Here is a 15,986-nt window from a genome sequence, read left to right as displayed (position 1 = left end):
TCAACGGTCGGTCACTTGTTCTTCAGTTGCAGGTAGGACTGGTGCATGTCATAGGCCCAGCCGTCGATGACGTTCTTCACGTCGCTGGCCTGCATCACCTGGGTGTCGTTTTCCAGGGGCTTGCCGGTGCCTTTGCGAACCACTTCGGCAATCACCGCGTGGGTGCTGCCATCCAGGAACGCCGCCTCGGTGGCCAGGGTGGTTTCCTGGTCGCGGATGCCACTGGCGGTGCTCACCGCCGCCGCCACCAGGGCCACGGGAATGATTTCATAGGGCTTCAGGCCCTCGGTCTTGCTGGTGACTGCGGTAATCGCCGCGCGCACCACGATCACCCCCGGGCCCGGGCCGGTGGCCAGTGGCAGGGATTTGCTCACCTCGCGCTGCAGTGCCTGGTCGTAGTAACGGGTGATGGCGGTCAGGGTGCTCTGGGGGATCTTCGCCGTCGGCTGCGGCTGCGGGTAGAACTGGGTCGGTTCGATGTACACGCTGCTGTAGTTGCTCAGCTTGAGCTTGGGATCGATCCAGCGCATCACCTCCACGCCGGAGGGCGACTTGGCTTCCTTGAGCTGGCTGTAGTCGCTGAGAAACCCGGAGTACTCGTCAGGCTGGGGCACTTTGCTGGAACAGCCCACCATCCCGAGGGTGGCAAGGCACAGCGTGCTGAGGGTCAGAGCAAGCTTCATGTGTAACTCCTGTAGGTGCAGCAGCCAGGGACTGGCTAGGGGAAATTAAGGTATAGCCAAAAGCCGGCGCTTTGCCCCGCCGGCGCGGGTTGTTTGTCACGGCTTGCGGGCTGATTCACAGCCCGGATTTGACAGACCGGCAGCTGCCGTCAAAGCTCCATCGAGCCTGAGAGTGCCGATCAAGGCACCGCATTCTGGATACGGACGTCGCAATGCCCAAGCCGAAGAAGAATAACCCACGCTCGACACCCCCTGCTTCAACTGCACCTTCGCCCCACCGCTACCTGTTCCCCTTCGGCGCCCTGCTGTTGCTGCTGGTGCTCGGCGGGCTCGTCTGGTTCCTGCTGGCCGAACCGCCCCGGCTGGCGGCGCCGCAGGTGGCTGCGGCCCAGCCCAAGGCCGTGCCGGCGCTACCGGCCGCCCAGTACGTCGATGAACAGGCCTGCCAGGGCTGCCACCAGGCCCAGGCCAGGGACTGGCAAGGCTCGCACCATCAACTGGCGATGCAGGAGGCCAACCCGCAGACGGTGCTGGGCAATTTCAATGAACAGCGTTTCAAGGCCGAAGGCGAAAGCACCCGGTTGTTTCGCCGCGGGGCCGAGTTCTGGGTCAACACCCCCGGCGCCGACGGCAGGCCCGCGGACTTCAAGGTGGCCTACACCTTCGGCATCGAGCCCTTGCAGCAATACCTGATCGAGGTCGGCCAGGGACGCCTGCAAGCCCTGGGCGTGGCCTGGGATACCCGCAAGCAGCAGTGGTTCCACCTGTATCCGGGCCAGGGCGTTAACTTCAAGAACCCGCTGCACTGGAGCAAGCCCAGCCAGAACGCCAACTTCATGTGTGTGGAATGCCACACCACCGGCTACCAGCGTAATTTCAGCGCCAGCCAGGAGCGCTTCGACAGCCGCTGGAACAGCCTCGGCGTTGGCTGCCAGGCCTGTCACGGCCCGGCCTCCAACCATCTGCAGGCCACGGCCAGCAAGACCACCCTGGCCAACGCCGGCTTCGCCGTGGACCTCAAGGCCGCAAGCGCCACCCAGGAGATCGAGACCTGCGCCCGCTGCCACGCGCGGCGTGCGCCCCTGGGCGACGGCTACCACGTCGGCCAGCGCCTGATGGATGACTACCTGCCCAGCGCCCTGACCCGGGAGCTGTACGCCCTGGACGGCAAGATCAAGGACGAGGTGTTCGAATACGGCTCCTTCGCCCAGAGCAAGATGTTCGACAAGGGGGTGCGCTGCAGCAATTGCCACAACCCCCACAGCACCCAGCTCAAGGCCCCGGGCAACGCCGTATGCCTGCAATGCCACAACCCCGCCGGCAAGAGCGCGGCAGCCGGCATCGACGGACGCGGGTTGCAGGCCAAGGATTACGATTCCCCCGAGCATCACCGGCACACCCCCGGCCAGCCCGGTGCGCAATGCGTGGACTGCCATATGCCGGGCAAGGTCTACATGGGCAATGACTATCGCCATGACCACAGCTTCAGCCTGCCCAACCCGCTGCGGGCGCAGAAGCTTGGCACGGCCGATGCCTGCCTGAGCTGCCACCAGGGGCAACAGGCCGGCGAACGCATCAGCCGGCAGTTCCGGTTATGGACCGCCAACAGCCCACCCCAGCCACCGCGCTACGACGACAGCCTGTGGTTGATCCGCGGCGGCCACCCAGGGGCAGCCCAGGCGTTGCAGGAACAACTGCAGCGCAGCGATCTGCCACCGATCCGGCGTGCCACCCTGCTGGCCGAGCTGGCCAACTACCCCAGCGCCCAGGCACTGCAACTGGCTACCCAGGCCCTCGGGCATGCGGAGCCCCAGGTGCGAGAAAGCGCGGTGCGAGCCACCAGCGCCCTGGTGCCGCCGGCCGAACGTGGCCCGCTGCTGGTGCCCCTGCTGCAAGACCCGGTCAAGGCCGTGCGGATCACCGCGGCTCGCGATCTGCTGGGCGCCGCGCGCAGTGGCCTGGGCCCGGCTCAAGGGACCTGGGACAAAGCCCTTGGCGAATATGAAGCGGTGCAGTTGAGCCTCGTGGAGCGGGCCGAAGCCAACCTCAACCTGGCCATGCTCTACCAGGCCAGCGGGCGCGGTGCCGAGGTCGAACCCTACCTGCGCGCAGCCTTGCGCCGCGACAGCGACTTCTTCCCGGCCCTGGTGACCCTGGGGCAGTGGCTGGAAGCCAATGGCCGCAGCCAGGAGGCGCAGCAACTGCTGGCCCAGGCCCTGCAACAGCACCCGGAGTCGGCGCTGCTGCAGCACACCCGGGGCCTGAGCCTGATTCGTGGGGGCGACACTGCCCGGGCCATGGCCGCCTTGAAAAAGGCCGCCGAGCTGGAACCGCAGAATGCTCAGTACGCCTATGTGCTGGCAGTGGCCCTGCACGACAGTGGCCAGCAGGACGCTGCCAACCGTCAGTTGCAAGCCCTGCTGCAGCGCCAGCCGACCCAGCGCAATGCGCGCCTGAGCCTGATCCAGTACTACCTGGAGAGCGGCCAGGAACCCAAGGCCCAGGCACTGATGCAGCAATGGAAGCAGCTCAACCCCGGGGACCCGGCGTTGCAATAGGCAGGGTGGCAAGGAGGGCTCGGTTACCCGAGCCCCACTAAAACCAATCAAACAGGATTAACTATCAACTTTAATATATTGATTTTAAACGACTATTTATTCTAGAAATTACATTAACCAGCGCAACCGCGCGCCACCTTCAGCGCCGACGAAACAGCGGCCGCGGCTCGATCACCGAGCGGCCATACAGCACGCTCATCCCCGCCAACCCTTTGAGTGCGTCCAGCGCGCACTTGTCTTCACGCACGGCAAAGCTGTCGAAACCGCATTGGCGCATATGGCTCAACTGGTCGCGCAGCACATCGCCAATCGCTCGCAATTCGCCCATCCAGCCCAGGCGAGTGCGCAGCAGGTAGGCCTGGCTGTAACCCCGGCCATCACGAAAGCTGGGGAAGTCCACGGCGATCAGCGGGATCAGCTTGAGCCAGGGCTTGAGGCTTTCCACTTCGTCATCCGGGCCTATCCATACGCCGTCCCGGGCCGGGTGATGCTCGATGCGGCGCATCAGCCACAGGGCCAGGGGCAGAATCAGCGGCCCGTCCGGCAATGCGTCGTCGACCCCGCGCACCAGGCTCCAGGCATCGTCTTCCACCCGTTGGGCTTCGCCTTCGTGCAAACGCAGCAGGTTGTTCATGCCAGCGCCTCCACGGCCTTGGGATAGACCCGCTCCTTGAACGGCTCCAGGCCGATGCGCTGCAGGGTCTCCACGAAGGGCTCGTCGCTTTCCCGGTAGCGTACGAAGGTGGCGATGATGCGTTCGATCACCTCGGGGATTTCCTCGGCGCTGAAGGACGGGCCTATCACCTTGCCCAGGGCGCTGTCACGGCCCTTGGCCCCGCCCAGGGTGACCTGGAACCACTCGCTGCCGTTCTTGTCGACGCCGAGGATGCCGATATTGCCGATGTGGTGATGGCCGCAGGCGTTCATGCAGCCGGAAATGTTCAGGCTGATGTCCCCCAGGTCGTGGAGGTAGTCCAGGTCGTCGAAGCGCTGCTGGATGGCCAGGGTAATCGGCAGCGACCGGGCGTTGGCCAGGGCGCAGAAGTCACCGCCCGGGCAGGCGATGATGTCGGTCAGCAAGCCCGCGTTGGCGGTGCCCAGACCGTGTTCGCTGGCACACTGCCAAAGCTCGAACAGCTGCGACTTGGGCACATCCGGCAGGACGATGTTCTGTTCATGGGCAATACGGATTTCGCCAAAGCCGAAGCGCTCGGACCAGTCGGCCACCGCGTCCATCTGCTGACCGGTGACGTCCCCCGGCGGCGAGCTTGGCCCCGGTTTGGTGGACAGCACCACGCAGGTATAACCCGGCACCTTGTGCGGGTGCACATTGCGCGCCACCCAGCGGGCGAAGGCCGGGGACTCGGCCAGGTGGCTGCCGTACTCCAGGTCGGTGTCCGCCAGGCGCTCGTAGATCGGCGGCACAAAGGCGCTGGCCACCCGCTGGAATTCGTCCTCGGTGAGCTGCGCCGGGCCATCCTTGAGGTGCTGCCACTCCTCCTCCACTTCCCTGGCGAAGGCCTCGATGCCCAGGGCCTTGACCAGGATCTTGATCCGCGCCTTGTACTTGTTGTCCCGCCGGCCGTAGCGGTTGTAGACCCGCAGCACCGCTTCGACATAGGACAGCAAGTGCTGCCAGGGCAGCCCGTCGCGGATCTGCAGGCCGAGGATCGGCGTGCGCCCCAGGCCGCCGCCGACTATCACCCGCAGGAGCATCTCGCCGTTGCGGGCACGGTAAAGATAGAGGCCGATGTCATGCATCATGATCGCCGCGCGGTCCTGCTTGGCCGAGCAGATGGCGATCTTGAACTTGCGCGGCAGGAACAGGAATTCCGGGTTGATGGTGGACCACTGGCGCAGGATCTCCGCCAGGGGGCGCGGGTCCAGGTATTCGTCGCCGGCCACCCCGGCAAAGGCTTCGGTGGTGATGTTGCGCACACAGTTGCCGGAAGTCTGGATGGCGTGCATCTCCACTTCGGCCAGGCGCTGCAGGATGTCCGGCACCTGGGCCAGCTCGATCCAGTTGAACTGCAGGTTCTGCCGGGTGGTGAAGTGGCCGTAGCCGCGGTCGAAGTCCCGGGCGATGCTGGCCAGGGTACGCATCTGCCGGGCGCTGAGGGTGCCGTAGGGAATCGCCACCCGCAGCATGTAGGCGTGCTTCTGCATATACAGGCCGTTCTGCAGGCGCAGGGGCAGGAACTCCTCCTCGCTCAGTTGGCCGCCCATGAAGCGCTCGACCTGGTCGCGAAACTGCGCCACCCGCTCAAGCACCAGGGCCCGGTCATAGTCGTCGTACTGATACATGTCCCTACCTCATCGAAGCTGATCGTGCTCTAAACGGCGCGTGTTGTGAGGGGGCGACTATGCGCGTACGGCGCAGAGCGTTACAGATTCAGGTAAAAACTAAAAAACCATATCAGCCAAGGCTGCACCACCGTAGGCATGAGGAAAATCTGATCCGTATTAATGTGGTTTTTCTGAGCCTGTTTTGTTTCCCCGCTGATTCCTACAGTGCACCCCGTGCCAGACCGGGTGGCCTGGCAAGACTTTGCAACCGTGGAAGCATTGACCATGAACTCAGCAACAATCGGACAGGCCTACAACTACAAGGTGGTTCGCCAATTCGTCGTCGCAACAGTGGTATGGGGCGTGATCGGCATGGCCATGGGGGTGTGGATTGCCTCGCAGCTGGTGTGGCCGGAGATGAACCTCGACCTGCCCTGGAGCACCTTCGGCCGGCTGCGGCCGCTGCACACCAGCCTGGTGATCTTCGGTTTCGCCGGCAGCGCGCAGTTCGCCGCCAGCTACTACGCGGTCCAGCGCACCTGCCAGGTGCGGCTGTACTCCGACACCCTGGCCGCCTTCACCTTCTGGGGCTGGCAGTCGGTGATCGTGATCATGCTGATCACCCTGCCCCTGGGCTACACCACCACCAAGGAATACGCCGAGATCGAATTCGCCGGCGCGGTGTGGATGGCGGTGGTCTGGGTCGCCTACGCGATTGTGTTCTTCACCACCGTGGTGCGGCGCAAGAGCCAGCACATCTACGTCGGCAACTGGTTCTTCGGCGCCTTCATCCTGGTGATCGCCATGCTCCACGTGGTCAACCACCTGTCGATTCCGGTGGACTGGTTCAAGTCCTACCCGGTGTATTCCGGGGCCACCGACGCCATGGTCCAGTGGTGGTACGGGCACAACGCCGTAGGCTTTTTCCTGACCACGGGCTTTCTCGGGATGATGTACTACTTCGTGCCCAAGCAAGTCGGGCGCCCGGTGTACTCCTATCGCCTGTCCATCGTGCACTTCTGGGCGCTGATCACCCTGTACATCTGGGCCGGCCCGCACCACCTGCACTACACCGCGCTGCCGGACTGGGCCCAGTCCCTGGGCATGGCCATGTCGCTGATCCTCCTGGCCCCCAGCTGGGGCGGCATGATCAACGGCATGATGACCCTCTCCGGGGCCTGGCATAAGCTGCGCACCGACCCGATCCTGCGCTTCCTGGTGCTGTCCCTGGCGTTCTACGGCATGTCCACCTTCGAGGGCCCGATGATGGCGATCAAGACCGTCAACGCCCTGTCCCACTACACCGACTGGACCATCGGCCACGTACACGCCGGTGCCCTGGGCTGGGTGGCGATGATCACCTTCGGGGCCATCTACCACATGGTGCCCAAGGTCTTCGGCCGCGAGCAGATGTACAGCGTGCCGCTGATCAACCTGCACTTCTGGCTCGCCACCATCGGCACCGTACTGTACATCGCCTCGATGTGGGTCAATGGCATCACCCAGGGCCTGATGTGGCGCGCGGTGAACGAAGACGGCACCCTCACCTACTCCTTCGTCGAGGCCCTGGTGGCCAGCCATCCGGGGTTCGTGGTGCGTTTCGCCGGCGGCGTGTTCTTCCTCAGCGGCATGCTGCTGATGGCCTACAACACCTGGCGCACCGTGCGCGTTGCCGATGAGCGCCTGGCGCTGAGCGACGCCCGGATCGCCTGACCCACCTGCCCCACGCCGGCCCCCGTGGCCGGCGTGGGGCGTTTCAGGGAGCCTGAAAACCCATGGATATACTGCTCAACCTGCTGGGGGTGGCGTTTCTCTACCTCTGCATCGAGTACTGCCTGCGTCACCAGAGTGCCAAGAGCCTGGACGACGCCAGCCTGATCCCCTTCGCCGACGACCCCGACGTAGCCCGGCGGGTGGAGCTGGCCACGGGCAAGAAAATCAACGCCGTGGCGCCGGAGGAAGCCAAGCCGGGTTGGATCAACCTGGACATGTAACCCGCTTTCTCCTGCAGGCTGCCACCGGTAGGAACCGGCTTGCCGGCGAAGAAGCCCGCACGCTTTGCCCCCCCTCAACCAACGCCGACGCTGGCCAGCCAGCGCCGGCCCCGGAGCCATGCCGGGTCAGGCGCGCTCGCGGGGGATCAGGCTCTGCAACTGAGCGGCGAGGAAATTGCCATCAAAGGCAAAGACGTCAGGGTCCTTCAAGCCATTGGTCTTGCGCCATTGCCAGCCGCCCGAAGCCTCGCCGACCAGGGACACGCTGCCCAGCCGCGCCGCAGTCAGGCCGATCACCGCCAGGGAAATCTGCCCTTGGGGGCCCATCACATCCGGCACGAACTCCACCGGTTTGCCGGCGATATGGATGGTCAGCTTCTCGCTCTTGAAGGTCGAGACCTCCAGCGGCACCGCCGGGCTGAAGGCCACATAGGGCTCGCGTTGCAACGCCAGCAGGTCCGGCAGCAATACCGGCGCCAGCCAGTCTTCGATCTGCCCGAACAATTGATGAATGCGACGCGCCCAGACCACCGACTGGCTGTCGAACAGCTGCTTCTTGTGGGCTTCACTGGCCGCGTAGTGGCGCAGCATCTCGCCCAGTTGCTGGATATCGTCCATTGTGCTGTGTCCCTGGCTTCGACCTTTGAGAACAGCAGGTCGCCGGCCCTGAGCATGGCAGATGCCGGTGTCGGGCGTTGAGTTGTTTGCCCGCCGGCTCGCCGAGCCCTGTAGCTGCGCCCACCGATGATGATCCTGCGGGCCGCTGGCGACGATCACTGGCAAGGCATTACCAGGCAAAATCTACAGCGCAGTATCCGCCGCTCGGCACTGAAACTGCAGCCGGTACTGACGCGGCGTCAGGCCGGTGGCTTGGCGCAAGGCGCTGCCCAGGTGGGACTGATGGGCAAAACCACAGTCCTGGGCAACCGCCGCCAGGGGCAGGTCCGTGTGCTCCAGCAGCCGCCGGGCCGCTTGCAGCCGCACCTCGGTGATCCAGGCATGGGGCGTGATGCCTACAGCACGACGAAAGTCGCGCAGCAGGCGCAGTTCGTTGTGGCCGTAGGTCAGGGCCAGTTGCGCCAGTGACAGGGCCCGGGCGTATTCATCGGCCATCTGTTGCAGCACCTGCCCCAAATCCGGGGCCGGGGCTGGCGCCGCACGACCGGGCTGGGCCAGCCCCAGAAACGCCAGCGCGCATTGCTCCAGGGCCAGCTCATCGGCCTCGGGCGCCAGCAGCAGGCGCCTGGCTTCGCGCCCCAGGGCCAGGGCGCGGGCATGCCCCGGGCTCTGCATCCGGCGCTGGCCAGGAACCAGCGGCGTCGCGCCCTGCCAGCGCAGCAGCAGGTATTCGCCGCCCATGGCGGATTCGGAAAACACCTCAATGCCTGCGGGCGTCAGGGCCAGGGTGCCGGGCCAGGTATCGAAATCCTCGCGGCGGTCGGAGTCGATGGCATGCACCCCGCGCTGGCGTTCCAGGGTCACCCCCAAGGTCTGCCACTGGGCCGGATCGCGGGCGCTGTAGGCCGCGGCCGGCAGCAGTTGCAGCAGCAGGCGGCCGTCCAGCAGGCGATGTTCGAGCACCTGGGGCATGTGAAATTTCCTGATAGATCGCCACCCGTGGCGGCGTGAAACTGAGGCTTACCCAACCGCACCACAGAGGAGTTGCCCATGCGCACCATCGGCCTGATCGGCGGCATGAGCTGGGAGTCCAGCGCCGAATACTATCGCCTGATCAATCAGCAGGTTCGCGATCGACTGGGGCCGCTACGTTCAGCGCGGCTGTTAATGTACAGCGTCGACTTCGGGCCTGTCGAACAGGCCCAGCATGCCGGGCGCTGGGACGACGCGGCGGCGATCCTGGTGGAGGCAGCCCGGCGCCTGGAAGCCGGCGGCGCCGAATGCGTGGTGCTCTGCACCAACACCATGCACAAGGTCGCCGGGCAGATAGAGGCCGCCATTGGAGTGCCCTTTGTGCATATTGCCGACCCCGTGGTGCAGGCCGCCCAGGCAGCCGGCACCCTGAGCGTGGGGCTGCTGGGCACAGCCTTCACCATGGAGCAGGCGTTCCTCAAAGGCCGCCTGGAAGACCAGGGCCTGAAGGTGCTGGTGCCCGATGCAGCGCAGCGCCAGGCGGTGCACCGCATCATCTATGAGGAGCTGTGCGTGGGCGTTGTCAGCGAGAGCTCGCGGCGGCTGTACCAACACGTGATCGACGGGCTCCAGGCCCGTGGTGCCGAGGCGATCATCCTCGGCTGCACGGAAATCGGCCTGCTGCTCAAGCCCGAGCACAGCGCCCTGCCCCTGTTGGACACCACCGAATTGCATGCCCGGGCGGCGGTGGATTTCGCTTTGCTGGAGTGAACGTCAAGGCCCGCAGGGCCTTGCATGGCGATCGCCTGGATCCCTGCCTCTGCTGCGGAGCCGATCGTCCGAACGCGGCCCGAGCCTGCGGCAGCGGCTACACGAACCCGGTCTCAACGACGCAAGCGCGCCATGCTCAGCACATCGACATAACCGCCGTCGCGTACGGCGTAGTCGCGCAACTGGCCTTCGGTTTCGAAGCCGAACTTGAGGTACAGGCCGATGGCGGCCTGGTTGTCGGCATACACCGTCAACTCCACCCGGCGCAGGTTCATCCAGTTGTCGGCCACCTCCAGCACGGCCGCCAGCAGGCGGCTGCCGATGCCCTGGCGTTGCCAGGCCGGGGATACGCCCATGCCGATATCGGCGCAATGGGCCCGGCGCACCCGCGCCACCTGCAGCAGGCTGCAACTGCCGATCACCGCACCCTGGTGCAGGGCAACCAGGGGCACCAGCCCCTCGTTTTCCTGCCCCAGCCCGACGCGCTTGCGCCACAACTCGCGGGACTGGTAAGGCAGTTGCAGGGTCTGGGCCGCCACACTGGGTTCGCTGTACAGCGCCGTCAGGCCGTCGATATGAGCTTCGTTGCACCGCTCGATGACGATGGTGGGATGGGCGTTGGGCATGGCGAGGTCATCCTTGAAGTCGAAGTGGCCATCGAGTGTACGGGCATGCGCCTCTGGATGACGAGGGCAATGGTGCTCGTTCGCCGCCAAGGAACCGTCGCGCAGGCACACCCGTAGGAGCTGGCTTGCCAGCGAAGGCGTATCTGAAACCGGCGCAGGGTTTGCGGGCCCCTTCGCCGGCAAGCCGGCTCCTACATGAAATAGCGGTGGGTGCCCCTGGTAGGAGCTGGCTTGCCAGCGAAGGCGTTTCCGGAACCGGCGCAGGGCTTGCGGGCCCTTTCGCCGGCAAGCCGGCTCCTACATGGAATAGCGGTGGGTGCCCCTGGTAGGAGCTGGCTTGCCAGCGAAGGCGTTTCCGGAACCGGCGCAGGGCTTGCGGGCCCTTTCGCCGGCAAGCCGGCTCCTGCATGGAGTCGCGGTGGGTGCCCGCTCGTGGGCGCGGGGGTGAATCTCTGCAAGAGCGGGCGGGTCCGTTCAGACGAACCAGTCCTGGCGTTCGCTGAAGGTGTTGAGGATCAGTTCCACCAGTTGCTGTACCTGCTCTTCATGCTCCACCTGGGCATTGACCGCCAGCCAGGCGCGGCGTTGCATGCTTTCCTCGAACAGGCCCGGCAAGGCGGTGAGGCCGCGGTCGAAGCGGCTCATGTACTGCGGCAGCAGGCCAATGCAGGCGCTGCAGCGGATCATCTCCAGCATCAGTTCATAGGAATGCACCTGCACCACCCCGGCCAGGCGCTGTTCCACCAGGTTGTTCCAGGGCCGGAACGGCTCGATATGACGGTCGTGCTGCCACTGCACCAGCATGTAGTCCGCCAGGTCGTCCAGGCTGTCGGGGCGGGCCGCGACCCGGGAGTAGCGCTTGGCGATGTGCGGCAGGTAGTCGATGCGCGCCAGGGGCATGGGTTCGCGCGTGGCGAAGCTGGGGCCCGGCAGGGGTGAATCCTCGGCCGCCAGCCACAGCACCAGGTCGGCGCTCAGGGCCTGCAGGGACAGGTCGCTGTCGATGGAGATGATTTCCAGCCGGGCGCTGGCGTTGCGCCGCAGCAAGGCGATCAGGTCACGGCCAAGGATGTCGTGGAGGATGGTTTCCGCCACGGCCACGCGGATCAGGGGTTGCTCGATCACCGGCAGCCGCCGCTGGTGGGCCAGGGCAATCAGCTGGGCCTGCAGTTGCAGGCCTTCGCGGCTCAGGCTCAAGGCATTGCCCTGGTAGCAGAACAGCGAACGACGCAGGTGCTCCTCCAACTGCGCCAGTTGCTTGCGCAGCAGCGTGGCCTTGATGTTCAGGCTGCGGGCCGCCTGCATGAAGCAGCCGCAACGGGCGCTGACCAGAAAATACTGGGCCACCGCAGGTTCGATGCCGGCGGCCAGGGCCAGCCAGGCTTCCCGGGGTTCCTGGGGCGCGGTGTATGGCGCAAAGCCCTGGAGTGGAGCGGGTTCGAGAAATGACATCGGTGACTCCCTGTCTTGTTGAATGTTGCTTCCTTGGCGGGCGGACGGCGGGGCCGTGGGATCGCCTTCGCGGGCAAGCCAGCTCCTACAGTTGCCGGTGCTATGTATTGCCTCGTAGGAGCCAGCTTGCCGGCGAAGGGGCCTGTGAGATCGCCTTCGCTGGCAAGCCAGCTCCTACAGCTTGTCCTCCAGTACCTGGTTCAACACCGCGCCATCGATGCTCAGGGTCGCAGTGTTGAGCATGCCTTCCAGGTAGGCCTTGGCGATCTGCTCCTGGCGCTGGGCGCGCAGGGCCTGGGTCAGGCGATCACGCAGTTCGTCCAGGCTGGCGGTCCGTGCCGGCTGCTGTTCGGTGAGCTTGAGCACGTGGAAACCCGCCGCGCTCTGCACCACCTCGGACACCCCGCCCACCTTGAGCCGGGCCACCGCGCTGCGCACCTCCGGCAGCAGTTGCTGCAAGGGCTGCAGGCCGGAGTCGCCACCGCGCTGGGCGCTGTCCCGGTCCTGGGAGTACTGCGCCGCCAAGGCGGCAAACTCCCCCGGCGCGGCCTGGGCCTTGCGGCTCAGCTCCTGCGCCTGGCGGCGTACCTGCTCGGCCGCCTGGGGCTCGGCGACCCCGAGGAAGATCTGGCTGACCCGGTACAACGGCGGTGTCATCCACGCCGACTTGCCGCTGTCATAGGCCTGCTGCAACTCCGCCGGGCTGGGGTAGTCCGCCGGCACCTGGCTGACCGACTGCAGATAGTCGCGAAACACGATCTGTTCGGTGGCGGCGCGGGTCTGCTGCTCCACCTCCGGCCGCTGGCGCCAGCCCTGGGCATCGGCCTGCTCCAGCACGGCCTTTTCCGCCAGCCGTGAACGAATCCAGGCTTCCAGCGCCGGGCGATTGCCGCGCAATTGCCCCCGGGATTCCTCGGGCAGGCTGGCGAACAGGCGCTTGAGCTCCTCGGCCGCCACCTGCTGATTGCCCAGGCGCGCCACAGCGGGCGTAGACGCCACTTGTTGTTGCAGCAGGGTCGGGGCCGGCTGCTGCGCCGCCACCGGGTCGTTGCCCGGGCGCAGGGCCAGGCCCAACGCCAGGCCGAGCAAGGTCAGTGCCCCGGCACCGACCACCAGGGTGGGCTTTTTCACAGGGTGGCCGCCTCTTCCCGGGGTTGGCTTTGCGCCGCCTGGGGCGCTTCGGCCTGGGCCTGCAACTGGGCCGCCTGCTGGCTGTATTCGCGCAGGTAGACGATGAACTCCTGCAGCAACCGATCCCACAGCTCCAGCTGGCTGCGCAGGTGGGTCTCGCCGACGCCGGCCACCACCACGTCCATCTCCATCACCAGGAATTCGCCCTGCAGCGACAGCCGGGCAAAGCGCCGTGAGGCGTTCCACAGTTCCGCCAGCCCGGCCGGCAATTCGCCCTGCACCCGCAGCGCGCAGCTGTAGGTGAAGTCCACGTAGTGCCCGGCTTCGCTGCCCGGGTTACCGAAGCGCACGGCGTAGCCGATGCCCTGGCTGGCGCTGAGCAGTTGCACGATGCCGTTCTGTTCGGTCTGGTTGACCCGGTAGCCGGCGCCTTGCAGCAGGTCGGTGAGGCTTTCGGTGGTGACGCTGTTAATCAAGGTCATGGTCATCTCTTCCCTGGTGATCAGTGGGTGCTCGCCGCCCGCGGGGCGTCGAACTGGGTCTGGTAAAGCTCGTCGCCAAAGCCCTGGGCCAGTTCCTCGAACTTGACCCGGGCGCTGCCGGCGAAGGGCTGGCGGATTTTCACCACCTCGGCCACGTCGATGTTTTCGTAGGCCGCCAGGATCTGCTTGGCGATGCCGTACATCTGCTGATTCTTGACCGCACATTGCTGCACTTGTGTGTCACGCTCGCTCAATTGCGCCTGCAACCTGGCCCGTTCGGCTTCCTTGCCCCGGGCCAGCACCAGCAGGTCCTCATAGGCCTTCTTGAACTTGCCCAGTTGCTCGCTGCTGGCGGCCGCCTGGGCCTGGGCCTGGTTGTGCAGGTTCTGCTGCTGGCCGGCCAACTGCTCTGCCACACCGCGGGTCTTGGCCAGCTCGGCCGTCAGTTGCTTGACCTGGGCCTGGGCCTCCCTGGCCGCGTTCTCGGCGGCAACCCGCGCCGCCGCGGCCTGGGCCTGTTCGCTTTGCAGGGCCTGCAGCTGCTGGGTGGTGCTGCGCAACTGGGTGCGCAGGCGCTCCTCCATGCCTTCGGCACTGGCGCCGACACTGGCCAGCACGCCCCAGACCAGCAACAGGCTCGCCGCCCCTGCCCTCGCTCGGCTGTTCATAACCTTCCTCCTGACGCTTAGAAGCGCGTGTTGAGTTCAAGCTGCATCACGTCCACCTCGTAGCGCGGCCCGTAGACTTCCGAGGCGCTCATGTAGCGGGCCGTGGCGTAGATGTTCTTGTCGATACCGTAGTTGCCGCCCAGGAAATAGCCCTTGGCGTTGGTGCCCCCCAGGTGGAACGAGGAGTCGTTGAAGCCGTCGGGCAAGGCGTCGGGCTGGATGTACTTGTAGCCGGCCAGCAGGTTCCAGTCCCCGGCCTTCTTCATTTCCAGGGCATTGCCTAGGGTGAACTGCACCATCAGCGCGTTGCCGCCGCTTTCGAACTGGCCCTGGCTGTTGATGTTGTTGACGATCTCGCCTTCGCTGCGCTTGAGCATCTCGCCCTTGTCGTAGGCCAGGTTGCGAATGAAGTTGGTCTGGCTGCGCAGGCGCAGGTCGTCCGGCAATTCGGTGTCCCAGGCCAGGTTCAGGTCGAGCACGTCGAACTTGGAGGCCAGGCCGACGAACTGCGGCTGCGGGGTCAGGCCCGGCGTGGCCGGGTTGGGGGTGATGTCGCGCAGCAGGAACACGCTGTTGCCCTTCTGCATGAAGGCGACCCGCGAGCCATCGGTGTCGCAGCCCGGGGCCCCGGCCCAGGGCGCGCAGGGGCTGGAGCGCTGGCCCTCGATGTCATCGAAGCGGTAGTAGGCCAGGGCGCCCTTGAGGCTGTTGCTGCGGTTGATCTTCCAGTTGGCGCCGACCTGCCCGCCGAACAGCCACTTGGTGTCGCTCTCGTTCTTGTCGAAGCCGTTGCTGGTGGCGGTGTCGTTGGTGTACTCCACCGGGAAGGCGCCGAGGGTGCCGAACAGGCCCCAGTCGCTGCTCAGCTTGTGGTTGAAGATCGCCGCCACGCCGTCGAAATTGAGGTCGTTGGAGTACAGCATGTCGGTGGAATAGAACGGGTTGGCGATCCGCCCGCCGGTCAGGGTCAGGTCCTGGGTGGCCTTCCAGGTCAGGTAGCCCTGGTCGAGCCAGATGTCCTTCTTGCCGAAGCCGCCGCCCAGGGTCTGGGTGGTGGACACCGGATTGTTGTCCGAGCCGGTGCCGATGCGGATGCCGGCGGTCCATTCCGGCGAGATCACCGCCTTCATCCCCAGGCGTGCCCGCAGGCGGAACAGGTTGTCACGGTCCTCGCGGGTGTTGAGCAGCGGCGGCAGCTTGCTGTTGGTGTCCTTGTTGACGTCGTAGGGCCCACTGTCGTTGAGCTTGGCGTAGTCGACGATCTCGTTGCTGTTGTTGTCGGCGAAGAACCGCGACTCGTCGCGCAGGCGGATGTCGCCGTCGAAGCTGATGCGCGAGATCCAGTCCGGGAAGGTGTTGGGCTGGGCCCAGTTTTCCTGCTTGGCGGTGGCCATGACCTCGGCCTTGACCTGATCGCGGATCTGGTCGCGGACGATGGCCGGCACGTATTGCACCCGCACATCACCGGGCGCCGCAGCCGGGCCGGTTGCCGCCACAGCGGTGGCCGCGCGGGCCTGCTGGGCTTCTTTCTCGGCCTGGGCGATCAGCCCGTCGGCCTGCTCCTGCTTCAATACCCCCTGCTGCACCAACAGACGGATCAGGTTGATCGTGGCGTTCTCCGAGGGCGCGGCCGCGGCGGCCGTGGCCTGGCCGGCCAAGGTCAGGGCGACCATGCCGAGCGCCAGAGTCAATCGATTCACGGTGGAAATCATCTGCACACAACTCCTGTAGAAACTGCAAATAGG

15 protein-coding genes are annotated in these 15,986 nt (G+C 65.7%); 4 read left to right on the top strand and 11 right to left on the bottom strand.

The window, feature by feature from the left end:
- Nucleotides 1-11: 11 nt before the first annotated feature.
- A complete protein-coding gene (locus A9971_RS26290; RefSeq protein WP_183000140.1) occupies nucleotides 12-683 on the bottom strand; it encodes a DUF3313 domain-containing protein in 672 nt (223 codons plus the stop codon).
- A gap of 212 nt (nucleotides 684-895) precedes the next feature.
- Between A9971_RS26290 and A9971_RS26285 the strand changes: the two genes are divergently transcribed.
- Entirely contained in the window at nucleotides 896-3,241 is a 2,346-nt protein-coding gene (locus A9971_RS26285; RefSeq protein ID WP_183000139.1) for a tetratricopeptide repeat protein, read from the top strand.
- Between the two features lie 139 nt (nucleotides 3,242-3,380).
- Here A9971_RS26285 and A9971_RS26280 read toward each other — a convergent pair whose 3' ends face one another.
- Nucleotides 3,381-3,875 (bottom strand): DUF934 domain-containing protein, encoded by a 495-nt coding sequence (locus A9971_RS26280; protein ID WP_011061127.1) that lies wholly within the window; start codon nucleotides 3,873-3,875, stop codon nucleotides 3,381-3,383.
- On the bottom strand, nucleotides 3,872-5,545 hold the full coding sequence (locus A9971_RS26275) for a nitrite/sulfite reductase (RefSeq protein ID WP_183000138.1): 1,674 nt from the start codon (nucleotides 5,543-5,545) through the stop codon (nucleotides 3,872-3,874). The genes A9971_RS26280 and A9971_RS26275 overlap by 4 nt, the downstream gene beginning before the upstream one ends.
- A 267-nt stretch (nucleotides 5,546-5,812) precedes the next feature.
- Here A9971_RS26275 and ccoN point away from each other — a divergent pair, with 267 nt between their 5' ends.
- Both ccoN and A9971_RS26265 read left to right on the top strand, forming a co-directional pair.
- Nucleotides 5,813-7,240: a cytochrome-c oxidase, cbb3-type subunit I gene (gene ccoN / locus A9971_RS26270; RefSeq protein WP_011061125.1), complete on the top strand. Its 1,428-nt coding sequence runs from the start codon at nucleotides 5,813-5,815 to the stop codon at nucleotides 7,238-7,240.
- Nucleotides 7,241-7,302: 62 nt separating this feature from the next.
- A complete protein-coding gene (locus tag A9971_RS26265; protein ID WP_011061124.1) occupies nucleotides 7,303-7,521 on the top strand; it encodes a hypothetical protein in 219 nt (72 codons plus the stop codon).
- A gap of 126 nt (nucleotides 7,522-7,647) precedes the next feature.
- On the opposite strand, the gene A9971_RS26260 is transcribed toward A9971_RS26265, so the two are convergent.
- Together A9971_RS26260 and A9971_RS26255 are read right to left on the bottom strand one after the other, a co-directional pair.
- The gene (locus A9971_RS26260; RefSeq protein ID WP_015635490.1) at nucleotides 7,648-8,139 is read right to left on the bottom strand and encodes a hypothetical protein; all 492 of its coding nucleotides are present in this window, start codon (nucleotides 8,137-8,139) and stop codon (nucleotides 7,648-7,650) included.
- Nucleotides 8,140-8,322: 183 nt separating this feature from the next.
- Nucleotides 8,323-9,111: a helix-turn-helix domain-containing protein gene (locus A9971_RS26255; RefSeq protein ID WP_183000137.1), complete on the bottom strand. Its 789-nt coding sequence runs from the start codon at nucleotides 9,109-9,111 to the stop codon at nucleotides 8,323-8,325.
- Nucleotides 9,112-9,189: 78 nt separating this feature from the next.
- On the opposite strand from A9971_RS26255, the gene A9971_RS26250 reads away from it, so the two are divergent.
- A complete protein-coding gene (locus tag A9971_RS26250; protein WP_011061121.1) occupies nucleotides 9,190-9,882 on the top strand; it encodes an aspartate/glutamate racemase family protein in 693 nt (230 codons plus the stop codon).
- Between the two features lie 113 nt (nucleotides 9,883-9,995).
- Here the strand turns inward: A9971_RS26250 and A9971_RS26245 are convergent, their stop codons facing one another.
- The 6 genes from A9971_RS26245 to A9971_RS26220 form a co-directional block, all read right to left on the bottom strand.
- Nucleotides 9,996-10,508 carry a GNAT family N-acetyltransferase gene (locus tag A9971_RS26245; protein ID WP_183000136.1) on the bottom strand — a complete coding sequence of 171 codons (513 nt, stop codon included), beginning with the start codon at nucleotides 10,506-10,508 and terminating at the stop codon, nucleotides 9,996-9,998.
- A 474-nt stretch (nucleotides 10,509-10,982) separates the two neighbouring features.
- On the bottom strand, nucleotides 10,983-11,960 hold the full coding sequence (locus A9971_RS26240; protein ID WP_041118052.1) for a LysR family transcriptional regulator: 978 nt from the start codon (nucleotides 11,958-11,960) through the stop codon (nucleotides 10,983-10,985).
- Between the two features lie 174 nt (nucleotides 11,961-12,134).
- The gene (locus tag A9971_RS26235) at nucleotides 12,135-13,091 is read right to left on the bottom strand and encodes a peptidylprolyl isomerase (RefSeq protein ID WP_011061118.1); all 957 of its coding nucleotides are present in this window, start codon (nucleotides 13,089-13,091) and stop codon (nucleotides 12,135-12,137) included.
- Nucleotides 13,088-13,573 (bottom strand): YbjN domain-containing protein, encoded by a 486-nt coding sequence (locus A9971_RS26230; protein WP_011061117.1) that lies wholly within the window; start codon nucleotides 13,571-13,573, stop codon nucleotides 13,088-13,090. Before A9971_RS26230 ends, A9971_RS26235 begins: the two co-directional genes overlap by 4 nt.
- A 20-nt stretch (nucleotides 13,574-13,593) precedes the next feature.
- Nucleotides 13,594-14,241, bottom strand: a complete 648-nt coding sequence (locus A9971_RS26225; protein ID WP_065363956.1) for a DNA repair protein — start codon at nucleotides 14,239-14,241, stop codon at nucleotides 13,594-13,596.
- 17 nt (nucleotides 14,242-14,258) lie between these two features.
- Nucleotides 14,259-15,953, bottom strand: a complete 1,695-nt coding sequence (locus A9971_RS26220) for a putative porin (RefSeq protein ID WP_183000135.1) — start codon at nucleotides 15,951-15,953, stop codon at nucleotides 14,259-14,261.
- Between the last annotated feature and the right edge of the window lie 33 nt (nucleotides 15,954-15,986).

This window comes from Pseudomonas sp. UME65 (assembly GCF_014170225.1).
In the GTDB taxonomy this organism is placed as follows: domain Bacteria; phylum Pseudomonadota; class Gammaproteobacteria; order Pseudomonadales; family Pseudomonadaceae; genus Aquipseudomonas; species Aquipseudomonas protegens.
The sequence above is the reverse complement of the archived record's forward strand: the minus strand, read 5'-3'. Positions and strand labels throughout refer to the sequence as shown.